General features: G+C 31.8%; 19 protein-coding genes. 7 read left to right on the forward strand and 12 right to left on the reverse strand.

Translation table 11 applies throughout. From position 1 onward, the window contains the following. Nucleotides 1-126: 126 nt before the first annotated feature. The 3 genes from C8D80_RS05230 (at nucleotide 127) to C8D80_RS05240 (ending at nucleotide 4670) form a co-directional block, all read left to right on the forward strand. Nucleotides 127-402, forward strand: a complete 276-nt coding sequence (locus tag C8D80_RS05230; protein ID WP_008256449.1) for a co-chaperone GroES — start codon at nucleotides 127-129, stop codon at nucleotides 400-402. 53 nt (nucleotides 403-455) lie between these two features. Beyond that, nucleotides 456-2081, forward strand: coding sequence for a chaperonin GroEL (groL, locus tag C8D80_RS05235; protein ID WP_133608122.1), 1626 nt, complete (start codon nucleotides 456-458; stop codon nucleotides 2079-2081). Between the two features lie 207 nt (nucleotides 2082-2288). Beyond that, a complete protein-coding gene (locus tag C8D80_RS05240; protein ID WP_133608124.1) occupies nucleotides 2289-4670 on the forward strand; it encodes a hypothetical protein in 2382 nt (793 codons plus the stop codon). A gap of 44 nt (nucleotides 4671-4714) precedes the next feature. Here C8D80_RS05240 and C8D80_RS05245 read toward each other — a convergent pair whose 3' ends face one another. From C8D80_RS05245 to xrtF, 12 genes are all read right to left on the reverse strand, one after another. Continuing rightward, nucleotides 4715-5479 (reverse strand): DUF2490 domain-containing protein, encoded by a 765-nt coding sequence (locus tag C8D80_RS05245; RefSeq protein WP_242004843.1) that lies wholly within the window; start codon nucleotides 5477-5479, stop codon nucleotides 4715-4717. Further along, on the reverse strand, nucleotides 5480-7090 hold the full coding sequence (locus C8D80_RS05250) for a SulP family inorganic anion transporter (protein WP_133608126.1): 1611 nt from the start codon (nucleotides 7088-7090) through the stop codon (nucleotides 5480-5482). 11 nt (nucleotides 7091-7101) lie between these two features. Beyond that, the gene (locus tag C8D80_RS05255; RefSeq protein ID WP_133608129.1) at nucleotides 7102-8970 is read right to left on the reverse strand and encodes a proton-conducting transporter transmembrane domain-containing protein; all 1869 of its coding nucleotides are present in this window, start codon (nucleotides 8968-8970) and stop codon (nucleotides 7102-7104) included. 4 nt (nucleotides 8971-8974) lie between these two features. Next, on the reverse strand, nucleotides 8975-11464 hold the full coding sequence (locus tag C8D80_RS05260; protein ID WP_133608131.1) for a YbcC family protein: 2490 nt from the start codon (nucleotides 11462-11464) through the stop codon (nucleotides 8975-8977). A gap of 76 nt (nucleotides 11465-11540) precedes the next feature. Further along, nucleotides 11541-11876 (reverse strand): hypothetical protein, encoded by a 336-nt coding sequence (locus C8D80_RS05265; RefSeq protein WP_133608133.1) that lies wholly within the window; start codon nucleotides 11874-11876, stop codon nucleotides 11541-11543. A 153-nt stretch (nucleotides 11877-12029) separates the two neighbouring features. Beyond that, a complete protein-coding gene (locus tag C8D80_RS05270; protein WP_133608135.1) occupies nucleotides 12030-12374 on the reverse strand; it encodes a heavy-metal-associated domain-containing protein in 345 nt (114 codons plus the stop codon). Between the two features lie 26 nt (nucleotides 12375-12400). Further along, entirely contained in the window at nucleotides 12401-14686 is a 2286-nt protein-coding gene (locus C8D80_RS05275; RefSeq protein WP_133608137.1) for a TonB-dependent receptor, read from the reverse strand. A 55-nt stretch (nucleotides 14687-14741) separates the two neighbouring features. After that, the gene (locus C8D80_RS05280) at nucleotides 14742-15149 is read right to left on the reverse strand and encodes an HYC_CC_PP family protein (protein ID WP_133608139.1); all 408 of its coding nucleotides are present in this window, start codon (nucleotides 15147-15149) and stop codon (nucleotides 14742-14744) included. A 46-nt stretch (nucleotides 15150-15195) separates the two neighbouring features. Then, nucleotides 15196-16551: an MBL fold metallo-hydrolase gene (locus tag C8D80_RS05285; protein ID WP_133608141.1), complete on the reverse strand. Its 1356-nt coding sequence runs from the start codon at nucleotides 16549-16551 to the stop codon at nucleotides 15196-15198. A gap of 10 nt (nucleotides 16552-16561) precedes the next feature. Further along, nucleotides 16562-17386 (reverse strand): restriction endonuclease, encoded by an 825-nt coding sequence (locus C8D80_RS05290; protein WP_133608143.1) that lies wholly within the window; start codon nucleotides 17384-17386, stop codon nucleotides 16562-16564. Nucleotides 17387-17420: 34 nt separating this feature from the next. Then, a complete protein-coding gene (locus tag C8D80_RS05295) occupies nucleotides 17421-17864 on the reverse strand; it encodes an exosortase F system-associated membrane protein (protein ID WP_133608145.1) in 444 nt (147 codons plus the stop codon). Beyond that, nucleotides 17845-18405 carry an exosortase family protein XrtF gene (gene xrtF, locus C8D80_RS05300; protein ID WP_242004844.1) on the reverse strand — a complete coding sequence of 187 codons (561 nt, stop codon included), beginning with the start codon at nucleotides 18403-18405 and terminating at the stop codon, nucleotides 17845-17847. The genes C8D80_RS05295 and xrtF overlap by 20 nt, the downstream gene beginning before the upstream one ends. A gap of 64 nt (nucleotides 18406-18469) precedes the next feature. Here xrtF and C8D80_RS05305 point away from each other — a divergent pair, with 64 nt between their 5' ends. From C8D80_RS05305 to C8D80_RS05320, 4 genes are all read left to right on the forward strand, one after another. Beyond that, nucleotides 18470-18925, forward strand: coding sequence for a GAF domain-containing protein (locus tag C8D80_RS05305; RefSeq protein ID WP_133608149.1), 456 nt, complete (start codon nucleotides 18470-18472; stop codon nucleotides 18923-18925). Nucleotides 18926-18994: 69 nt separating this feature from the next. After that, the gene (locus C8D80_RS05310) at nucleotides 18995-20227 is read left to right on the forward strand and encodes a cation:proton antiporter (RefSeq protein ID WP_133608151.1); all 1233 of its coding nucleotides are present in this window, start codon (nucleotides 18995-18997) and stop codon (nucleotides 20225-20227) included. 118 nt (nucleotides 20228-20345) lie between these two features. Then, nucleotides 20346-20615, forward strand: coding sequence for a 30S ribosomal protein S15 (gene rpsO / locus C8D80_RS05315; RefSeq protein ID WP_133608153.1), 270 nt, complete (start codon nucleotides 20346-20348; stop codon nucleotides 20613-20615). Between the two features lie 140 nt (nucleotides 20616-20755). After that, nucleotides 20756-22915: a polyribonucleotide nucleotidyltransferase gene (locus C8D80_RS05320; RefSeq protein WP_133608156.1), complete on the forward strand. Its 2160-nt coding sequence runs from the start codon at nucleotides 20756-20758 to the stop codon at nucleotides 22913-22915. The last annotated feature ends 24 nt before the right edge of the window (nucleotides 22916-22939 follow it).

Raw genomic sequence — 22939 nt, forward strand, 5'->3', positions numbered from 1 at the left:
TATACAAAATGCCAGCATGTCAGTGCTGGCATTTTTTTTACCGAAAAATTGTCAGAAAATCGCTTTGGCACAATTTCTGAAAAACAACAAGCAACAAATTAATTTTAATAAATAAAACATATAATCATGTCATTAAACATTAAACCTATTTCAGATCGTGTAGTAATTGCTCCTTTGGCAGCAGAAACTACAACAGCTTCAGGAATTATAATTCCAGACACTGCAAAAGAAAAACCACAAAAAGGTACTGTAGTAGCCGTGGGAAATGGCAAAAAAGACTATACCATGACTGTAAAAGTTGGGGATACCGTTTTATATGGTAAATATTCAGGAACAGAATTCAAATATGAAGGTAAAGATTACCTGATTATGAGAGAAGATGAAATTTATGCTATTCTTTAATCTAAGATTAAATAACAACATTTTAACGTTAAACATTCAAACAAAAAAATAAAATGGCAAAAGATATAAAATTCGATATTGAAGCTCGCGACGGTTTAAAACGTGGCGTTGATGCATTAGCAAATGCAGTAAAAGTAACTTTAGGACCAAAAGGAAGAAATGTAATTATTTCTAAATCATTTGGTGGGCCAACAGTAACTAAAGACGGTGTTTCTGTTGCAAAAGAAATCGAATTACAAGACCCATTAGAAAATATGGGGGCTCAAATGGTTAAAGAAGTAGCTTCTAAAACCAATGATTTAGCAGGTGACGGAACAACAACTGCAACAGTTTTAGCACAAGCTATCGTTAAAGAAGGTTTGAAAAACGTTGCCGCTGGAGCAAATCCGATGGATTTAAAAAGAGGAATTGACAAAGCAGTTGAAACTATTGTAGCAGAATTAAGCAAACAATCAGTAGCTGTAGGTGATTCTTCTGAAAAAATCAAACAAGTAGCTTCTATTTCAGCAAATAATGATGAAACTATTGGTGATTTAATCGCGGTAGCATTTTCAAAAGTTGGAAAAGAAGGCGTTATCACTGTTGAAGAAGCAAAAGGAACAGATACTTATGTAGATGTTGTAGAAGGAATGCAATTTGATAGAGGATATTTATCTCCTTACTTTGTAACTGATGCTGACAAAATGGTTGCTGAACTAAGTAATCCATACGTTTTATTATACGATAAGAAAATATCAAATTTACAAGAATTGTTACCGGTTTTAGAACCAGTTGCACAATCTGGAAGACCATTATTAATTATTGCTGAAGATGTAGACGGACAAGCGTTAGCAACTTTAGTAGTTAATAAATTACGTGGTGGTTTAAAAATTGCTGCTGTAAAAGCACCTGGTTTTGGAGACAGAAGAAAAGCTATGTTAGAAGACATCGCTATCTTAACTGGAGGAACTGTAATTGCTGAAGAAAGTGGATATTCATTAGAAAACACTACTTTAGACATGCTTGGAACAGCAGAAAACATTACAATTGACAAAGACAATACAACAATTGTAAATGGTGCTGGAGATGCTGAAAACATTAAAGCTAGAGTGAATCAAATCAAATCGCAAATTGAAACAACCACTTCTGATTACGATAGAGAAAAACTACAAGAGCGTTTAGCTAAATTAGCTGGAGGTGTTGCCGTTTTATATGTTGGTGCGGCTTCTGAAGTAGAAATGAAAGAGAAAAAAGACCGTGTTGACGATGCTTTACACGCAACTCGTGCAGCAGTTGAAGAAGGAATTGTTGCTGGTGGTGGTGTTGCTTTAGTAAGAGCAAAAGCTGCATTAGCAAACTTAAAAGCTGAAAACGCAGACGAAGCAACCGGAATTCAAATCATCAATAAAGCAGTTGAATCTCCTTTGAGAACTATTGTTGAAAATGCTGGTGGCGAAGGTTCTGTAGTAATTGCAAAAGTAACAGAAGGTAAAGACGATTTCGGATTCAATGCAAAAACAGGAGAATATGTTCAAATGTTAGCTGCTGGAATTATCGACCCTAAAAAAGTAACTCGTGTGGCTTTAGAAAATGCAGCTTCTGTAGCTGGAATGATTTTAACTACTGAATGTGCTTTAATAGATATCAAAGAAGAATCATCAAGCATGCCAATGGGCGGAGGAATGCCTGGTATGATGTAATAAAAATATCAAAAAGAAGTAAAAAGCCGATTTGAAAATTCAAATCGGCTTTTTTATTGGTACGAATTTTGCTACATATAATACTTATGCAAAATTTTGTATATTTCTATCAAAAAAGGAATTCAATTAAAACAACTTATGATTGTAAAATATGATAATAGACTAACAAAACATCCACACTAATAAATCCAACCAAAGACAATCTTTATGAAAAAAAATACAATCTATTTCTCCGTAAATCTTATCTTTATTTTTCTTTTATTTATAACCCAAATTACCTACTCACAAGAGGACAAAGAAAAATCAATACTTAAAGAGAAATTAAATAACTATTTCAATTTAAGTAGAGAAAATATTTACCTTCATTTTAATAAGGAGACTTATATTAGTGATGAAACTATTTGGTTTAAAGGATATGTAATAGATAAGTCAAACGGTTCATTGAATTTAGAAACAACTAATGTTCATATCTGTCTTTTGGATGCCCAAAAAAAAGTTTTAGACACCAAATTATTTCTATCAAGTTTTGGAACCATAAGCGGAAGTTGGGATCTTGATAAAAATTTAAGTTCGGGTACCTACTACATTCATGCTTTTACAAATTTCATGAATAATTTCGAAGAAAATGAATCATCTATTTTTGAGTTAGAGGTATTAAATTCTAAAGAATTTTCATTAAGTGAAGTTTATGACCCATTAGAAAATGTAATTATTGAACTAAATCCTGAAGGTGGAAATATTATTTTTGAATGTGATAATAAAATTGGTGTAAAAATAAAAGATTGCAAAGGAAATGGAATCAAAATTAACAACATCAAAGTGTTAGATTCTAAGAACAATATGGTTAATCAATTTTCTACAAATAATCAAGGTTACGGGGCATTTCAAATATTAAACACGAAAAATGAACCATATAAAATCAGTATCGAAAGTAACAATAGTAAAATTGAAAAAACATTACCTAACGTTAATATCGAAGGCATAAATCTAAATTGTAACAATTCTTTAAACAACGAAAATATTACAATTGAAATTAAAACAAATTCATTCACTTTAGATAAAATAAAAAATAAGAAATTCAAGCTTTTAGTTCATAAGAATAATGAATTCATTTTTTCTGAAATCGAAATAAATAAGAGTACTGAAAAGATTATTTTAAGTAAAAATGATCTTTTTGAAGGCGTAAATTTCTTGAGATTATTAGACGAAAAAAACAACTCAATTTCTGAAAGAGTTATCTACAATCATTTTGATAATAACAATACATTAATTTTCAATAAAGTTAAAATTGAAAATGATTCTTTAATATTAAGAGGGAAAATAAAAACTGCTGGAAACTTAAGTATTAGTTCACTTCCGGAAAAAACAAGTTCTACCTATGAGTCGAATTCTATTGTATCCGCTTTAAAATTAAACAACTACTTACTTTCTCCAATAGAGAATTATCCTTATTACTTTGAAGATTTTAATAGAAATAAGAATTTCGAACTAGATTTAGCATTATTAAATCAAAAAACACTAAAATATGATTGGACAAATATTCTAACCAAACAACCTAAAAATACTTACGAATTTCAAAAAGGAGTTAATATTTCGATCACGTTGAATCAAATTTTACCTAAAAATAGTAACTCAGTATTTACTGGCAACCTTATTATTCCTTCTGAAAAAACCATTATTACTGAATCAATGAATAATAAAGATGAGTTTGTTTTTAAAAATGTGATTCTTAGGGACTCAACTGAAATCGTTTTCTCACTAAACAGCAATGACAAAAAATACAACAGACAAATAAATAGTGTTGCAAGAGTGTTTAATAATTTTACACGTGTTAAAATTCCTGAAATCAATTATTGTAGATCATCTTCTTTTATTAAAAAAGATTATCAAAACTTAGAATTCCCTATTAATAACAAAACCATACAACTAAAAAATGTAGAAGTAATAAAAAGAAGAGAGGAAATGAAGCTAAATAATACAGCTCAAAATAAAATGGCAAGAGGAATAAAAATAAATCCTGAAACTGAAAATCTATCTTTACTGCAATTTTTAGTTAAAAATGGTTATAACGTAACAAGTACTCCAACTCTTGTAAAAGTTTATAATATTGGAATGACTAAAGCAAATGGCAGTCCATCTGAACCAGTAATTTTAATTGATGATTTTCCTTTAACAGATCTTACTATACTTAGAGATTACAATAGTTCTGATGTTGATGAAATCTATTTTAATAAATTCGACAATTCAAATAGAACCATAAATAATGAAACGGGGTCAATAAAAATTTATTTGAGAAGAGACATAGCCGTTAAAAAATATACAACAAAAGGGTTAAAGGTTAATAGAATAACAAATGCATTTGAGATTGAAAAGACTTTTCTAAATCCATATGATAGTAATTATAATAGTGAAGCTTTTAAAAAACATGGAACCATTGACTGGATTCCAAATATTCTAACTGATAATAATGGATACTTCCAAATTAAAACTCCTATTCTTGAACAAGAAAAAATACTATTTAATATTCAAGGAATTGACAACGAAGGTAATCTTTACTTCGAAAATATAGTAATCAATGTAAAAGAATAATTTTGTATAAACCCCGATTTGAAATTTCAAATCGGGGTTTATTTTTATTTTCTCCAATCGAAATTAGTTACATAACTTAGTCTTACTGTAGGATTACTTTCTTGAAATGTATTGGTATAATTCCAAATATTTTGATGAATGTAACTCAATTGCATTTGATGGTTTTTATCAAAATTATATCCAACTCCGCCAATCAATCGGTTCTGATTTAGAAACGTTTTTCCTGCATTGGAACCAATATTCACAAAAACCTCATCGCCAAACAACGCAAATAATTTAGTTGCATCTTCCTTTTTTATCAAAGGATAATTGAATAAAAGCATATATCGCATTCGGTTTCGATAATCGTAATGATCTATTTCTAAATCACCATTCGATTGCATTGCCGGAACTCCAACATATCGAAATTCATCTCGTAATCTGTGTGTGATTTTTAATTGTCCACTGTTGTGAACAAACGTTCCTTGAATCCAAAAATGATTTTCGGGAATACTAATTTTATTCATCGCCGGATTTCCGTAGGAATACGTATTATAATGACTAAACCCAACGCTTCCCATAAACTTTTTAGTAAATTGATAATCTACTGAAGGACGAATAAAATATTGTTGTTTTTCCGAAAATCCATTAGCATATCGCATTGTTGCTTCAAATGAAAAAGAAAACTTTTCCGTAATCATATTCTTTCCAAAATAGTGCAACCAAATATTGTTATTACTTTCTTTTACTTGTGCGAAAGTAGTATTCAAAGTAAGAAAACTTGCTATTCCAATACAGAACAGCAAGCTCATTTTTATATTTTTACCCATTTATTCTGCTATTAGATTTTTCCTAGAAGCTTTTGGGTGCGAAGATAAGGGTTTATGATTTTCTAAACCAATAATTATAACCGTTCCGCTATCTTCATTAGCTTCATAATCGTGTTTGAAATGCTCTAAATTTTCCATTACAGAATGGTCTACTAATTTTGTTTTTTTCAAACAAATACTTACTTGATATCCCGGTGGAATTTCTTCTAATTTTCTTTTAATTCCCAAATAATTAGAAAAAATAGCAGCTTTACTAATTTCAACTTTGTATTCGTTATTTACAAAGGAAACTACTGTTGGTGCTTTAAAGAAAGAGGAAATTGGCGTGCCATTCACAACGTGAATAATCATTTTAACCAACATTCCTGCAGCAATTCCAAGTAATAAATCTTCAAATAAAGTTACCAAAACAGTAACCGTGAAAATGAATAATTGTTCTTTTCCAATGTGCAACATGTGAATGAATTCTTTTGGATGTGCCAATTTAATTCCCACACTAATTAACATGGCCGCTAATGCTGCGTTAGGAATCATTTCTAGTAACGGAGCTGCTAATAAAACAAAAAGTAAAATAAAAAATCCGTGAAAGAAATTTGCCCAACGTGTTTTAGCACCATTATTAACATTAGAAGAACTACGAGCTACTTCAGAAATCATTGGCAAACCACCTAAAACAGCAGCTAGCGTATTTCCAATTCCAACTGCGATTAAATCTTTATTTGTGTTGGATTTTCTTTTGAATGGATCTAACAAATCGATAGCTTTTACGGTTAGTAACGATTCTAACGTACCAACCAAAGCAAACATAATTACATATTTAATGAATAATCCGGTTTGATTAATTCCTGAAAAATCGACATTCCAGTTGATATTATCTACTAAATTTCCGATTTTTACTAAAGCGTACGGTGGTTCTGTGTGTGCAAAATCCATAAATAATTCGCACGGAATTGCAAATAACAACACAACCAAAGGCGCAGGAATCATCTTAATAGATTTGTTTTTGATGTATGGCCAACCCATCATAATTACCAAACTCACCACTCCAATAATCGAAGCTTTTGGATCTAAATTGATAATGAATTTGGGAATGTTTAATAATAATTCAATTGGCCCCATTCCTTTAGCTAACGCAGGATTATCATTCAATAAAACCGGAATTTGTTTAGCAATAATAATAATACCAATAGCAGCCAACATCCCGTGAATAGTTGAAAGCGGGAAGAAATCGGCTAACTTACCTAATTTCAAAACACCGAAAAGGATTTGAATTATTCCGGCAACAACCATCGCGCCAAGGGCTAATTTCCAACCTAAATCGTTATTTCCTTGACCAAACTCGGCAACAGCACCTGCAACAATAACAATTAAACCGGCAGCTGGTCCTTTAATCGTTAAGCGAGAACCCATGAAAAACGAAACTACTAAACCACCAATAATTGCAGTAATTAATCCCATGATTGGAGGGAAATCTGAAGCTTTTGCAATTCCTAAACTTAAAGGTAAAGCTAATAAAAACACTATAAAACCAGAAATTGCATCCGATTTAAAATTCTCTTTTAAACCTGCCAATCCATCAGCAGGTATATATTTTTTTATTTTTGAAGTCATTTCAACTAATTTTATGATGATTTGTAAGGCAACTCATGGTAAGTTTTTACATGAGGACCAAGAAATAAACGTGCATAAATTCGGATTCCAGCAATACCTGAAACCACAAAACTTGATGCTACGAAAAAGGCAAGTACAACTTGATTACTACCGATGTGACTAAAAATCAAATCTTCGCCAATAAAGGTTGAAGTAATTGGAAATCCGGTAATTCCAAGTGTTGCCAATAAGAAAAAGAAAGCAAATTTTGGATGTTCATAAACATGTCCTAAATATTGACTAATTAAAATTCGCATTTCTATTTTTTTCAGCTGAAGCAAAGCAATATAACCTATGCCTCCTGCAAGAATAATTCCTGCTAAATAAAAGGCAATTTCGCTTACACTAACTTTGTCGTTGAACACAATGGCTAAAGCAATCCAAAAATGATTTAATACGATTAATATCCATGCTAAAAACGGACTTTTTCTTTCTGAAAAGGATTTAAAAACAAATACCAATCCAATAAACGCAAAAACTTCTGGCAAAACCGAAATAAGTTGTTGTGGCAAATCTACTTTGAATTTATAAGCTAAAAAGCCCAATACAAAAAGCGGAATAAAAAAGTAATACACTCTTTTTATATTTAAGAAATCTAATAATTTTCCGATTGTTTTTAAAGGTTTCCAAAGCACTAAATTCAAGAAACCTTCCAAGTTAAATTCCTTTAAAGCAAGAATATACAAAGTGTTTTCAATTCGTTTTGGAAAAAAGAAATTAGGTTTTTTACTTTTTGGTTGAAAATTGTAAAATTGGTCTCGAATCAAATAACTCACCACAGATGGCGAAACTAATAATTGATACGTTCTTAAAAAGGCATTTCCTGCAAAGTGAATTAGTGCCAAAGTTTCAAATCCTAATGCTATTTCTATGAAAATAATTCCAATTTGTGATATAGAACTATAAGCTACCTGACTTTTTACTGAAGATTGTACTTTCGCCATAAATGAAGCTGCAATACTAGTTGTAAATCCCATTAAACCAATAGCAATTCGCATAGTGGTTTGATGTTCCCAAAATGGATACGTTCTTAACATTAAGAAAACGCCTAAATGCACAGATAATGAACCATAAAAAATTGCACTTGAGGGCGTTGGTCCTTCCATTGCTCTTGGCAACCACGATGAAAACGGAATTTGAGCCGATTTTGCCGCAGCAGCACAAGCCAAACATAGCGCTATAAAAACACCTATAAATGAATGACTTTGCAAATGCTCATTAACCAATTCATAATTATTCAACTTCATGAACGTAATATTTTCATGGAATAAATGATGGCTAGCCCACATGGTAAGTAGTAATCCGACATCGCCAATTCTATAAATTGAAAACACTTTAAATGCGTTTTTAACTGGCAAATAACGTTCTCTATAAAAAGCAATTAATAAGAAGGATGAAATTCCGATGATTTCCCAACCAATAAATAAGGTTTCGAAATTACCTGCTAAAATGGCCAAATTATAACCAAAAAAGAAAAACAAAACAGTATTAAAAAAACGTTTGTATCCTTTTTCTCTGTGCAAATAATAACGACTATAAGTTGTTATCATTGAGGTTAATAAAGCACCCACAAACAGGTAAACAGCGCCAATTTTATCAAAATAAAAATCTATAAAAAACTCATAATGATCTGTCTTCAAAAGCGTTATTTCTTTTAAATTCAAATCTTCTGAACCGTTAATAATCCAAAAAACGATAAATAATATCAATCCCAAAAATTGAATAAAAACCGTTCCGAAAGCAATTCCAGATATTAATTTTTCGTTTTTCTCTGGTAAAAAGATACTTACGACAAACCCTAAAAAAGGTACTAATAAAAAATATTGAAGTATATGTTCCATGATATTAAGCGTTTGTTAGAATTCCAACCGGAAGATTTTCCTTTGTTTTTTCAGCTAATGCTAACTCATTTTCAATATGACTAGCTTTTTGAATAGGATGATATTCGATAAATTCTTCGTGTTCAAAAACAAAAATTTGCTTCGTTTCTGGATGAACAACCGCTAATCTTAACCACTCGTTTTTATACCATTCATAAGTAGCTGGATTTTTTGAAATCGCTTTTTTAACTACTTCAGGATAATGCTCAACAACCGCTAATAATCGAATTGGATCATGAACTTCTATCATTTGACTGGGCAAACCTGGGCGCAAATCGCCATCAATACCATTGGCAACACCAATTAATCCCATTACATTATGAGGTAATTTTGAACCTGCGCCTAATTTTTGATTGTCTACTCTCGAAAAATAATATTCCAAATTAATTCCTCCAGCAACTGGCGCTACTTGACCCAGAATTACGGCTAAATAATCACCCGAGGCATCAATTTGATAATCATAAGAATTTAAAAAAGAACGTCTATCTAAAAACAATTGTTTCGACAAACTTCTTCTACCAACAACACACATGGCATTGGTAGCATGATTTAATTCTGGTCGAGGTTCAAATAAAGAAAAAGCTCGTTTTTTTACGTTTTCATGAATTTTTTCTATTGTTTCGGTTGAATCAATCGTATCAAATCTTCTGGAACGTTCTTTTGCGTTATTTGCTAAAGCTATATCAAAGGTAATTGCATTTTCATGATGTAACTTTTTATTTACATCGTTCAAAATATCTTCATCATAAAATGCGATTTCGTCACGTGTGGTATCGTGTAAAGCTGGTAAAAATTGAGTTTCTGATGGAATATTAATTCCTCTTTCTTTCAAAATAGCTCTCACACTAGGATGATTAGCCGCATAAGATGCCACTTTTGCATTTACCGAACTTGGTCTTCCACAACAAGCCCCACAATCATAACCCGCATAATGTGTGTTATTTACACTTGTTGCGCCATGACCAACTACATAAACAATTGGAGCAAAATTTTGTACCAAGCCAATGCTTTTTAGTAATCCTTCTACCCTATTTGCCATTTCTTCAATGGTAAACCCAACTTGCAAATCGTCAACTTTTTCATTGTTATTGTTTTCAATAACCAATTTTGATTTTTTATGCAAATGCTTAAAAGAAGCCGTAGTTGCAGGTGACATCGAAGGTTTGAAAATATTCAAAAACAACTTGAATGCCGAAGAAAACCCTAAAGTTTGACTAATTATCCAACCAAATAATAATGAATGAGATTGCTTGTGATAATGCAAATCTTTAGCCTGTTTTTTCTTTCTATGTTCTTCTTTAATTAAATATTTAGGCGTTACAGGTGCAGGGCATAATTTTGTGTGAAATTTTCCACCAACAGGCTGAAAGTAGAATTCAAAATTAAAAAAAGCTGCTGTTCCAAAAGTTACTGCTTGTTTATCGATATGTTCTACATGTCTTCTAAAAGAACATTCTCTATCGTCCATGCAAAACATTCCTTGAAAAGATGGGATTTCTGAAGTATAAATCTCATTTACTTCTTTTACTCCAGATAATACTTCATCGTAAAAGCTAAATTCAAAAGCTTGTTGCCAAAGCGATAAAACATCATATAATTCGTTATATTTTATAGCATCAAACAAATGATATTCTTCTGCTCTTACTTTTAGTCCTAATGGCGACCAATTACTATTGAACTTTTTATCTAAAACATCAATTTCTAATAGCAATTCGAATTGTACTAGTTCTTCAAAAGTAATGGGCTTACTATCTAAAAGCGAACTTGGATTGGATTCAATAGTGGCAATCATACCACTCCAACCTGGATGCGAAAATTGTTGATCAAACAAATAATATTCGTACAACTCTTCATTTCCAACTACAATTTCTAACAACTGTGTTATTGAAACCTTATTGAATAGTAATTCTTTTACTCTTTTTGAGGTAAAAATTCCAGTTGCTGTATTTTTTTCTAAAGCAATTATTGAGTTAAGAAAACCGTTTTCGTTTTCAGGAAAATTCCACATAGCAATTCCTTGGTCTAAATAGCTACACAAAACTCTAAACAATAAACTATGCGTTGATTTTTCAAGATTTATAGCATATTCTTTTTTCCAATTGGCGCGTAAATTCCCTATTCTTGACTGAACGGATTCATCATAAGGTTGGTGTAATAATTTATGTTTCCAAGATTCTACGTTTTCAATTCCTTTATTTTTTGAAATGATATAGTCTAAAACGTTTTCCTTAATCTCATTTTTAGCAAATCTGCTTCTAAACTCTACCAAAGAAAGATAGGTCTTATAACCAAAAATTGCATTAGCTTTTGCTAAAGCTTCGTGAAACTCTTTATGTTGAAATGCGTGTAATGTATTGTGATGCACAAAGTCTTTCAACGGATTTTGTGCTGGTAAATAATGGGTTAAGTGATGAAGCACTTTGTGTTCATCAAAACCAACATTTTGTGTTTTCATTTTATAATGAAATTGAATTAATACAAATAAATCATTGATTTCAAAAGGCTTGAAATCTTAAAAAATAATTATCGTATTAAGACAAATGGAATTTCCAATTACAATATAAATCATAAAGTGGAATAGTTTCTTTTGAAGAAGATAATTGGGTAGAATAGGAATTTGAAAATTGTGTAAACTTTGTGTTTTTTAAGTTTACAGATTTAGTTGAGATTGAAAACCAATCTAACTCAACTTCAAATTCAGGCTCCGATTCGATGATAATAAATTCTCCTTCTTCAACCTCAACAGTATGAAAATGAGAGAAATGAGAAGCACTATACTTTTGTAGGAATTCAATTTGAGATTCTAATACAACATCATCTGAGGCATTGAATGAAAGACCAATAGCCCACATGAAAAATGTGAGCATGAAAATTGGAAATAATTGTAATAATCTTTTCAAATTGATTTCACTTTCTACCTAAAAGCAATACAAATGTATGGTATATTTTGATTCAGCAATTTAAATTACTCTTAATTTTAACAAAAAATCCGATTAGAAGTTCTAATCGGATTTTTTTCACTATTCCATTCTCTCGTACAAACAACAACCATGAAGTTTATCATAAATAGCGTCTTCTGCTTTAACAAACTCAGTATCGTGTCCTACTGAGGCAATTGCTTTAGCAACATCATTTGCAGTACACTTTGTCTCATCAATAATCAAATGAATATCACCATGGTCTGAGTGCCATTCTGCGTTTTTTACTCCTTTCACTGAAAATGCAGCTTTTTCAATGCGCTTTTCACACATACCACAATTTCCAGCTACTTTGAATTCTACTTTTTTGTTTTTACTTTTCTTCTCTTGCGCTACCATAGTTAGTGAAAAAAGGCAGGCTAATACTAATAAAACTATTCTTTTCATTTTTATATTGTTTAATGGTTATAAGCTTACTCTCCTATTGGGTTTAGCTCTTCTATTTTATGATTCTCTTTTTTATCTTTAATTTTAAATCGCAATCCAGCATAGTACATGGCACCAAAAGTTGGGGCATATATCATACTACTATCAAAATAAGTACCAAAAGGGTTTTCATTTTGAACAATTCCGTTCATTTGTTTGTAATTTGTCATATTCTCTCCTCCAATATACACTTCAAAAGTACTTGAAAACGTTCTAGTAATTTGAGCATTCAACGTTCCGAAAGCTGGTGCATATTCATCCAAACGATATTGTACTGGGTTTGATTGTGTGTAAGGTAAACGTTGTTCGCCTAACCAATTATATGTTACATCAAACTTCCATTGTTGTCCTTTGTCTTTGATGTGTGTTTCGTAGGCTAAATTTCCAAAAACTCTGTGTTTTGCTTGCAAAGGTCTTTCTAATTGTCCTCTTGTGAATTGCGTTTGCACATCGTAATATTTATAAGCCGTTTTAAAAGTTAAATGCGTCATCAAGTCAATTGAAAATTCTGCTTGAAATGAATTGGCAAAACTGTTTCCTTCTAAATTATAAAATAAGACTTCTTGTGGTGAATGATCCACATCAACAACCGCTTGATTTTGGAAATCAGTACGATAATAATCCAAAATCACCTCAGAATCTTTTCCAGCTAATTTGAATTTTTGAATGAAACTCAAACCATAGTTCCAAGCAATTTCAGGGTTTAATCCGTATAATTTCCCATCAGTATTCAAGATTGAAAAACTTCTGTTGGATGCAAACAATTGTTGGTTTTCAGCAAAAATATTTGCAGCACGTTTTCCTCTTCCAGCTGAAGCTCTAATTACAGCTTCTTTCCAAGGATTGTAACGAATGTGTAATCTTGGCGTGATAAAAGTTCCTAAACGATTATGATTATCAACTCTTGCTCCTGCTACCAAACTGAAATTATCTGTATTGTCATATGTATATTCAAAAAAAGCACCAACCGAATTATCGATTCTTGAAAAATCGCGATTGAAATTCACATTTACAAATTCATTATAGTCATCGTAAGTGAAATTTAAACCAGTGGTGAATTTGTTTTTGGTATTGTTGATAATCGAATTGAATAACAAATTCGAGTAAAAACTCTTCTGTTGTATATCATACTGACTCAAACCAAAATACGAATCTTGTTTGTGCGATTGAAACGAATTTTGAAATCCAAAACTTTGATATGGCATATCTGGAAAAACATAACCTGTTTTATTTGAAATTTCAATTTTCTCGGTGTTGATTTCACTTCCCCAAGCGTTTGTAGTTAATCTATCAGTATCTGGATTGAAACTCATTTCACCAGCTTGTTTTTCATCGTTCATATAGCGAACATTTAAAAAACTCACAATACCATTTTCGGCATCATTATATTGCCAACGGTTTAAAATATTAACTTGTTTTCCGATTGGACCATCTAAAAATCCGTCATCGTTCATATCATTTTTTCCTACACGTGTATTTCCGTGTAAAAACAAAGTCGAGCTTAATTTATCAGAAAATTTATTATTAAAATGCGTATTGATTTCATAACGTTCATCTTGCGAAGCATACGCATTTAAGAAAAACGGAATATCATTTGAAGGTTTCAAAACTTCATAATTAATTTGGCCTGAAATACTTTCATAACCATTAATTACACTTCCTGCTCCTTTAGTAATTTGAATACTTTCTACCCAAGTTCCTGGCACAAAAGACAATCCATAAGCTTGCGAGGCACCGCGAACAGAAGGAATATTTTCTTCCGCAATTAAAATGTATGGACTGTTTAAACCTAACATCTTAATTTGACGATTTCCTGTTACGGCATCAGAGAAATTAACGTCGATGGATGGATTCGTACTAAAACTTTCAGACAAATTACAACAAGCTGCTTTCAACAACTCTTTTTGTCCCATTACTTGAATGTTTTGGACTTTGTATAAAGAATGTTCGGTTCCTTTTTTGGTTTTGGTAATCGTTACTTCTTTCAAAGCATTGACTTCTTTTAAAACCACAGAAATAGTATTTGAAGTAATTTCAATTTTCTTAGTTTCAAAACCAATGTAACTCACTACTAAAAAAGTAGTTTCGGGAGATTTTTTTATGGTAAAATTCCCATTTCCATCTGTTGTGGTTCCAATTGCGGTATTGAACCAAAACACATTTGCGCCTAATAAAGGTTGATTGTTTTCGTCTGTTACTATTCCTTTTATGGTTTCTTGCGAATAAATAAATTGAGAAACAAAGAATAGCAAAAACGCTATATTTTTAAACATAATAAGTTTATTTATTGTTATTAATTCTTTGATTTACAGAATAAAAAACAATAAATTATGCGTAAAAAACTAATTGACAGTAGAGTTTGTAGAGTGGCGGCGCATGAGAATCGCAGTAAAAAGCCACTTCGTTTGATGTTGTAGCAACTGAATTGAATACCACTAAATTTGGCTTCCAATCAGTACTAAAAACCGCTTGTTCTAAATCTAATTGAAAAGTTTTAACCAATATATCATCGGTCTTTTTTTCAACCTTGATTAATTTGTTTGAACAACAAGAATCGTGAGAATCTTCTTTTGCACAACATGATTTTATATCTTCAACACAAGGTTCGTCTTCTTGATATTGAAAAGAAACCGATGCAATTTCATCTTTACAATAATGCACAGCAAAACTCAACCCTAAATTGGCAAGCAATACTAAGGAAGCTAATACAATACTTATGTGTTTTCTGAAATTCATCGGAGCAAAAGTAGGAAATTGAATTTTAATTTGCGTTAATTTTAATCTAAATTTCAATGACTTGCCCTAAAAACGGAACTTGAGCATCAAAACCATATTGTTCTTGGACTTTTAATCGCAATTCATCTGCAGCTTCATTTTCGCCATGAACTAAGAATACTTTTTTTGGTTTAGTTTCCAATTCAGATAACCAATTAAGCAAATCTTTTTGGTCGCCATGTGCGGATAAACTTTCTATTAAAAGAATATTTGCTGAAACAGGATAATATTTTCCGTAAATTTTGATTTCTTGTGCGCCTTCTAGTAATTTCCGTCCGCGAGTTCCTTCCGCTTGATAACCTACTAGTGTTACAGTGGTTTCTGGCTTATCTATCAAATGCTCTAAATAGGACAAAACTCTTCCGCCTGTAATCATACCGCTTGCTGCGATAACTACTTTTGGTTGCTTATCGTAAACGGCATTCATGCTGTCTTTGTAATCAGAAATTAGTGTAAAAACTTTGCACATTTCGTCGCAATCTTCAAAAGATAATTTATGCCATGTGCGATTATCTTTAAAAACATCTAAAACGCTAATTCCCATTGGCGTATCTATAATATAAGGCATATTTGGAATACGCTCTTCTTTTTTCAATTGCCAAATCAAATACATCATGGTTTGTACTCTTTCTACAGCAAAACTAGGAATAACAACCGTTCCACCTTTGTTGAATGTATTGTTTACGATGGTTTCCAATTCAAGCAAAGCATTAGTTTGTGGATGAAGGCGATTTCCGTACGTACTTTCTAAAAAAATATAATCGGCTTTTTTTGGTTTTTGAGGTGGGAACATCAGCACATCATCATCTTGACCAATATCTCCGGAGAAAACCAAAACTTTTCCGTCGATGGTTAATTCAATTGAACAAGCGCCTAAAATATGACTTGCATAAAAGAATTTGAAAGAAACGTCATCATCGAGTTTCACATCCAAATCCTTTTCCACAACTCTAAATTTCGGAATTACAGCATCTACTTCGGACTCTGTATATAACGGTTCAGCTGGGTCGTGTTTTGAAAAATGTTCTTCATTGGCTTTTTTGGCTTCTTCTTCCTGAATTTTTGCACTGTCGTATAAAATCAATCGCGAAATTTCTTTTGTTGGTCTTGTACAGAAAATTTTTCCTTTAAAACCTTCATTTACCAATTTGGGCAACCAACCACAATGATCTAAATGTCCGTGAGTAAGAATTACAAAATCAATCGTTTCAGGTAAAATGGAAAGAGGTTCACGATTTAATTCGCGCAATGATTTTATTCCTTGAAACATGCCACAATCAATCAAAATTCTAAGATTATTGTGTTCGATTAACGTTTTTGAACCCGTTACAGTTCCTGCTCCGCCTAAAAAATGAATTTTCATGATTTTTGCTTTAATTTGTTAATTGATTCGCTTCTTTTAAAACATTTATAGTTCGATTATGACTTAACTCGATGGTTTTCAAATAATCGGGATGTAGAATTAAATCTTTAATGGTAATACAATCTAAAATCAACAATTGGTCTTTTTCTGCTTTGGTTAAAGTGGTTAAACAAGTTACAGGATAAACTCGAAAACGATCAACCAAATCTTTGATACCGTTTTTTTGAGGATAATCCCAACTCAACATACTCAAACCCGAACATTCTCCAAACTGAATTGCATCTGTGGTAAACTTATTATTGGTTACAATGATACATTTTGAAATACTTCGTTTCGCCGAAAACAAATCGTACTTTTTATCTTTCAAATCATTAAATCGAGAGAGAATATACATTGGAACTTTTACATCACTTTTTGCATCTTGCCCTGAATGAAATTTGCATTCAATCATGGAAACCACATCGTTTTTGAGAAGCAAAACATCAATTTCATGAGAAATACATTTCCCATTTAGTGTAATGCTAACTTTAGTTTGAAAACCTTGCTCTTTCATAACTTTAGCAATAAATTTCTCAAAGAAAAATCCAGCAGGACCAAGACCTAACAAGGCGGTTCTTAAATTATAACGTGCCGCATGTACATTAGAAATATTTTTTAATAGCTGATAAGCACGCTTATAAATTCTTTTCGAGGAAATGCCTTCATACATTTCGCTTTCAATTTCCTTAACAATGGTTTCTGCCATAGCTTGGTCAGCTCCTGATTTTCGGAGTGAATTAATTAGTTTCTGTTCATCGTAATGAACTAATTCACCTGAGTATTTTGTAACTTTCATAATCAAAAAGATTATTACATAAAGATACAAAAAATTAGCGAGTTAACTGCTGATAATAAAAAGCCGGAATAAAAAGCACTAAAAATAAAGGCTGAATTAAAAAACGTCTGATATAGAACAAAATCAAATAATCAGGTTGGTCAGAAAAATGAAGTAATCCGAAGAAAACGATAACCAAAATAACGAACAAAAAAATAAAAAGATAGCCTGAAAAAAGCATTAAATTCCTTTCATTAAAAAGTAATCGGATGATAATCAGAGAGAAAAATGTATTTAACGCATATCGTAAAAGCAGGTTTCCAAACAGTAAATAACAATTTAAATCGGGTAACGGTTTATTTTGATAATCCGTTTTAAAAAAAGATAAAAAGGGATCGTAAAACAAATTATCTTCGAATGCTCTAACTAAAATTAGTCCCAAGAGCGCTAATCCTATAAAAAAAAGTCTCCTTTTATTTTTAATTAGTTCTCTTAACATAGCCTGAAAATTTGGTTACCCATAAAATCCACAAAACAAATACAACTCCATAAATAAAAAGAGGGAAAATAGTGCCATGTAAAATCTCTTCATATTGCGGATAATAATAAAGTGCAAATGACAACAATGCAATTCTAATCACATTTAAAACATGTATTAAAACAATTCCAAAAACTATAAAAAGCAATGTTTTTTTCCACTGAGTTGAAAAGGCAAAAACGAATGCTGCAAACAAGATCATTACACTTACTGCATTACAGCCTTCAATAACTCTTGCCACATATTTTTCTTTGTAGAAAATTTTCAACGAAGGTTCTTTATGATGCTTTATAGATTGTGCATTATCAGTAAAAAACAACATAAATTGTTTGGTCTGATTTGAAACGATTTCTGTAAAATAATCCACCTCATTTTTTGCCACATCATATTGACTCAAATACATTTTATAAATAAATGTAAAGACCACATAAAAAAGTAAAAACTTAATTAAAAAAGCAAAAAAAGGTTTGTATTGATTAATGGTGTTTTTCAAAACGTGCATTTTTAACAAAAATATAGATTTTTTTATAGTATAGAATAAATACTTTTGTAAAAAAAATACAACTATGACATTTGAAGAATTAAAACCAATTGTTTCAAGCATTATTGAAAAAGAAAATGCTACTCGCGATGAGAAGCTGAAAGAAATTTGCCAGCTATTAAGTGATAACGTTAGTTATTATGATTGGGTGGGCTTTTATTTTGCAAATCACGAAGCTAAAACACTTCATTTAGGGCCTTATGTTGGAGCTGAAACCGACCATACTGTTATTCCATTTGGAAAAGGAATCTGCGGACAAGTTGCGGAATCAAATGCGAATTTTGTAGTTCCTGATGTGAAAGCTCAAGACAACTATATTGCTTGTAGTTTTACTGTAAAATCAGAAATTGTGGTTCCTTTATTCGTTAACGGAGTTAATATTGGACAAATTGACATTGATTCACATGTTTTAGACCCTTTTACAGCAGCAGATGAACGCTTTTTAGAATTTGTTAATGAAGAAGTCGCAAAATTATTTTAAGTTATAAATAAAGTTTGACTCTTTTTTATACATTTGTCGTGATTATAACTAATTCGACTCTCGCTATTTATGGAATTTAATGTCCCAAGTTTAGAGCTTCCTTTCTTTGCTAATTTATTGCTATTACTAGTATTAGCTCGATTCTTTGGCGAAATCATGGAACGTTTTAAACAACCTGCTATGATTGGTGAAATTTTAGCTGGTGTCCTTTTAGGTCCAACGATTTTAAATTTCATTCATCGCACCGAAGAGTTAAAAGTAATTTCTGAATTAGGAGTTTTCTTATTGGTTATCATTGCTGGTTTAGAAATTAACTTGGACGAAATCGTAAAATCGATGAAAGGTCGAAATATTGTAATTTCATTATTAGCCTTTTTTATTCCGATTACTTCTGGTTTTTTTGTAGGTCGTTATTTCGAATTAGACGTGATGTCAACCATTTTCATTGGATTGTGTGTTGCCATTACAGCTTTACCAGTTAGTATTCGAATTTTGATGGATTTAGGCAAACTGAATTCGTCGGTGGGACAAAAAATAATTTCGGTTGCTATTTTTGATGATGTAATTGCACTAACCATTTTAGGAATTTTATTAGACATTAAAGATGTTGAACAAACGTTTGCTAACATAACTAATGCCACTTTACTAACACTTTTAAAACTAAGTTGTTTCTTAATTTTGGTTATTGCTACCTATCGTGTCATCCGAAATGTATCAAGAGAAGAAAACTTAATTGAAAACAAACTCAATAAGATACTTTCAGTATTAAAAGGAAAAGAATCTCTTTTTGCCGTATTCTTTGTTTTTATTTTGATTTTTGCCACTATTACTGAAAGCATAGGATTACATTTTATTATTGGTGCTTTTTTTGCTTCCATGCTAATTTCGAAAGAATTGGTAGGTGAAAAACATTTAAATACTTTTCACAATACCACAAACAGTATGGCGATGGGATTTTTAGCTCCAATTTTCTTTGCAGGAATTGGGCTAGAATTTCAATTTTCATCCATTGAAAATTATCCATTATTATTTGCCATAATTGCCGTTTCTTTTTTATCAAAAATTATTGGTGGATACGTTGGTGGACGTTTTGCAAGATTAGACCACAAAGTATCAATGGCTCTTGGATTTGGGTTAAATGCCCGAGGTATTATGGAATTAGTTATTGCTAATATTGCTTACAAAGCTGGTATTATAAATACTGAAATCTTTTCAATGCTTGTTATCATGGGGCTTATAACTACGTTAGCAACACCATTTTTATTAAAAAGAGCCTTCAAAGCTATAGACAAAATAGCTTAATTTTTTTATTTGAAAATAATTCTGAATTCATAATCCATAATTCTAAATTATTTTTATCTTTGCATCCGAATTGCAACAATACAATTCATACATAATAATCATTTAAAATAATATTAGCATGTACTTGTCTAAAGAAACAAAAGCTGAAATTTTCGCTAAACACGGAGGAAAAGCTGAAAACACTGGATCTGCTGAAGGGCAAATCGCATTATTTACATTCAGAATTACTCACTTAACTGAGCACTTGAAAAAAAATCGTCATGATTATAACACTGAGCGTTCATTAGTACTTTTAGTAGGTAAAAGAAGAAGTCTTCTTGATTACTTAAAAAAGAAAGATATCAACAGATATCGTGAGATTATTAAAGAATTAGGTATTAGAAAATAATCAACTAAAGGGGCTTCGTGCCCCTTTTTGTTTTATTTATATTGACAGAAAAAGTTTGGTTTTTCATTGGGTTACAAACAACTACACACACACAACAACAACACAACTGACCCTTTGTTTAATTTAGAATTAAAAAATTTATGATTCCAAAAGTATTCCAAGAAGTTATCGATTTAGGTGACGGAAGAAGCATCACAATCGAAACTGGAAAATTAGCCAAACAAGCAGATGGATCTGTTGTTGTTCGTATGGGCGATGCCATGTTATTAGCAACAGCAGTTTCTGCAAGAACATCAAATCCTGGTGTTGATTTTTTACCTTTAACGGTTGATTATCGCGAAAAATTTGCAGCAGCAGGTCGTTTCCCTGGTGGTTTCTTCAAAAGAGAAGCGCGTCCAAGTGACAGCGAAGTATTAACAATGAGATTAGTAGACCGTGTATTGCGTCCACTTTTCCCAGATGATTATCATGCTGAAACACAAGTAATGATTCAATTAATGTCGCATGACGAAAACGTTATGCCAGATGCATTAGCTGGATTAGCAGCTTCTGCAGCATTAGCTGTTTCAGACATTCCTTTTTATAACTTAATTTCTGAAGTTCGTGTTGCACGTATCGACGGAAAATTCGTTATCAATCCAAGCAGAGAAGAATTAGCACAATCAGACATCGACATGATGATTGGAGCTTCTATGGATTCTGTTGCGATGGTAGAAGGAGAAATGAAAGAAATTTCAGAAGCAGAAATGGTAGAAGCTATCAAATTTGCTCACGAAGCTATCAAAGTTCAAATTCAAGCACAATTACGTTTACAAGCTGCTTTTGGTAAAAAAGAAATTCGTACGTATGAAGGTGAGAAAGAAAACGAAGAAATTTACAAAAAAGTAAAAGCTGCTGCTTACGATAAAATTTATGCAATTGCAAAAGTTGGTTCGGCTAAACACGAAAGAAGTGCTGCATTTGCTGAAGTAAAAGAAGAAGTAAAAGCTTTATTTACAGAAGAAGAATTAGCTGCTGACGGAGATTTAGTATCTAAATATTTCTACAAAACAAACAAAGAAGCTGTTCGTAATGTAGTGTTAGAATTAGGTGTCCGTTTAGACGGAAGAAAAACAACTGAAATCAGACCAATTTGGTGTGAAACAGATTATTTACCTTCTGTTCACGGTTCGTCTTTATTTACACGTGGAGAAACGCAAGCTTTAGCTACGGTAACTTTAGGAACTTCAAGAGAAGCCAATCAAATAGACTCTCCATCTGAACAAGGTGAAGAAAAATTCTATTTACACTATAACTTCCCTCCTTTCTCAACTGGTGAAGCAAAACCTTTAAGAGGAACTTCAAGAAGAGAAGTAGGTCACGGTAACTTAGCGCAAAGAGCTTTAAAAAATATGATTCCTGCAGATTGTCCTTATACAATTCGTATCGTTTCTGAAGTATTAGAATCTAACGGTTCTTCTTCAATGGCAACGGTTTGTGCTGGTACAATGGCGTTAATGGATGCTGGAGTTCAAATGGTAAAACCAGTTTCTGGTATTGCTATGGGATTAATTACTGATGGTGAGAAATTCGCTGTATTGTCTGATATTTTAGGAGATGAAGATCACTTAGGAGATATGGACTTTAAAGTAACTGGAACTGCTGACGGAATTACAGCATGTCAAATGGACATCAAAATTGATGGTTTACGTTACGACATCATGGAACAAGCTTTAGGTCAAGCACGCGACGGACGTTTACATATTTTAGGAAAAATCACTGAAACTATTGCTGCACCAAGAGCTGAAGTAAAACCAAAAGCACCAAAAATTATTACAAGAACTATCCCTGGAGCTTTCATTGGAGCATTAATTGGACCTGGTGGAAAAGTAATTCAAGAATTACAAAAAGCTACTGGAACAACTATCGTAATTAATGAAGTAGATGAGCAAGGTGTTGTTGAAATTTTAGGAACTAATCCTGATGGTATTGCTGCAGTATTAGCTAAAATTGATTCAATCATTTTCAAACCAGTTATGGGAGAAGCTTACGAAGTGAAAGTAATTAAAATGTTGGATTTTGGAGCTGTTGTAGAATATACTCAAGCACCAGGAAACGAAGTTTTATTACACGTATCTGAATTGGCTTGGGAAAGAACAGAAAATGTTACTGATGTTGTAAACATGGGTGATGTATTTATGGTAAAATACTTAGGAGTTGATCCTAAAACTAGAAAAGAAAAAGTTTCTAGAAAAGCACTTTTACCAAGACCTCCAAGAGAAGAAAGACCTATTGAAAAAAAGGATACTCCACAAGGTTAATACTTTAAATATTAGTTCATAAAA

The organism is Flavobacterium cheniae (assembly GCF_004363695.1).
In the GTDB taxonomy this organism is placed as follows: domain Bacteria; phylum Bacteroidota; class Bacteroidia; order Flavobacteriales; family Flavobacteriaceae; genus Flavobacterium; species Flavobacterium cheniae.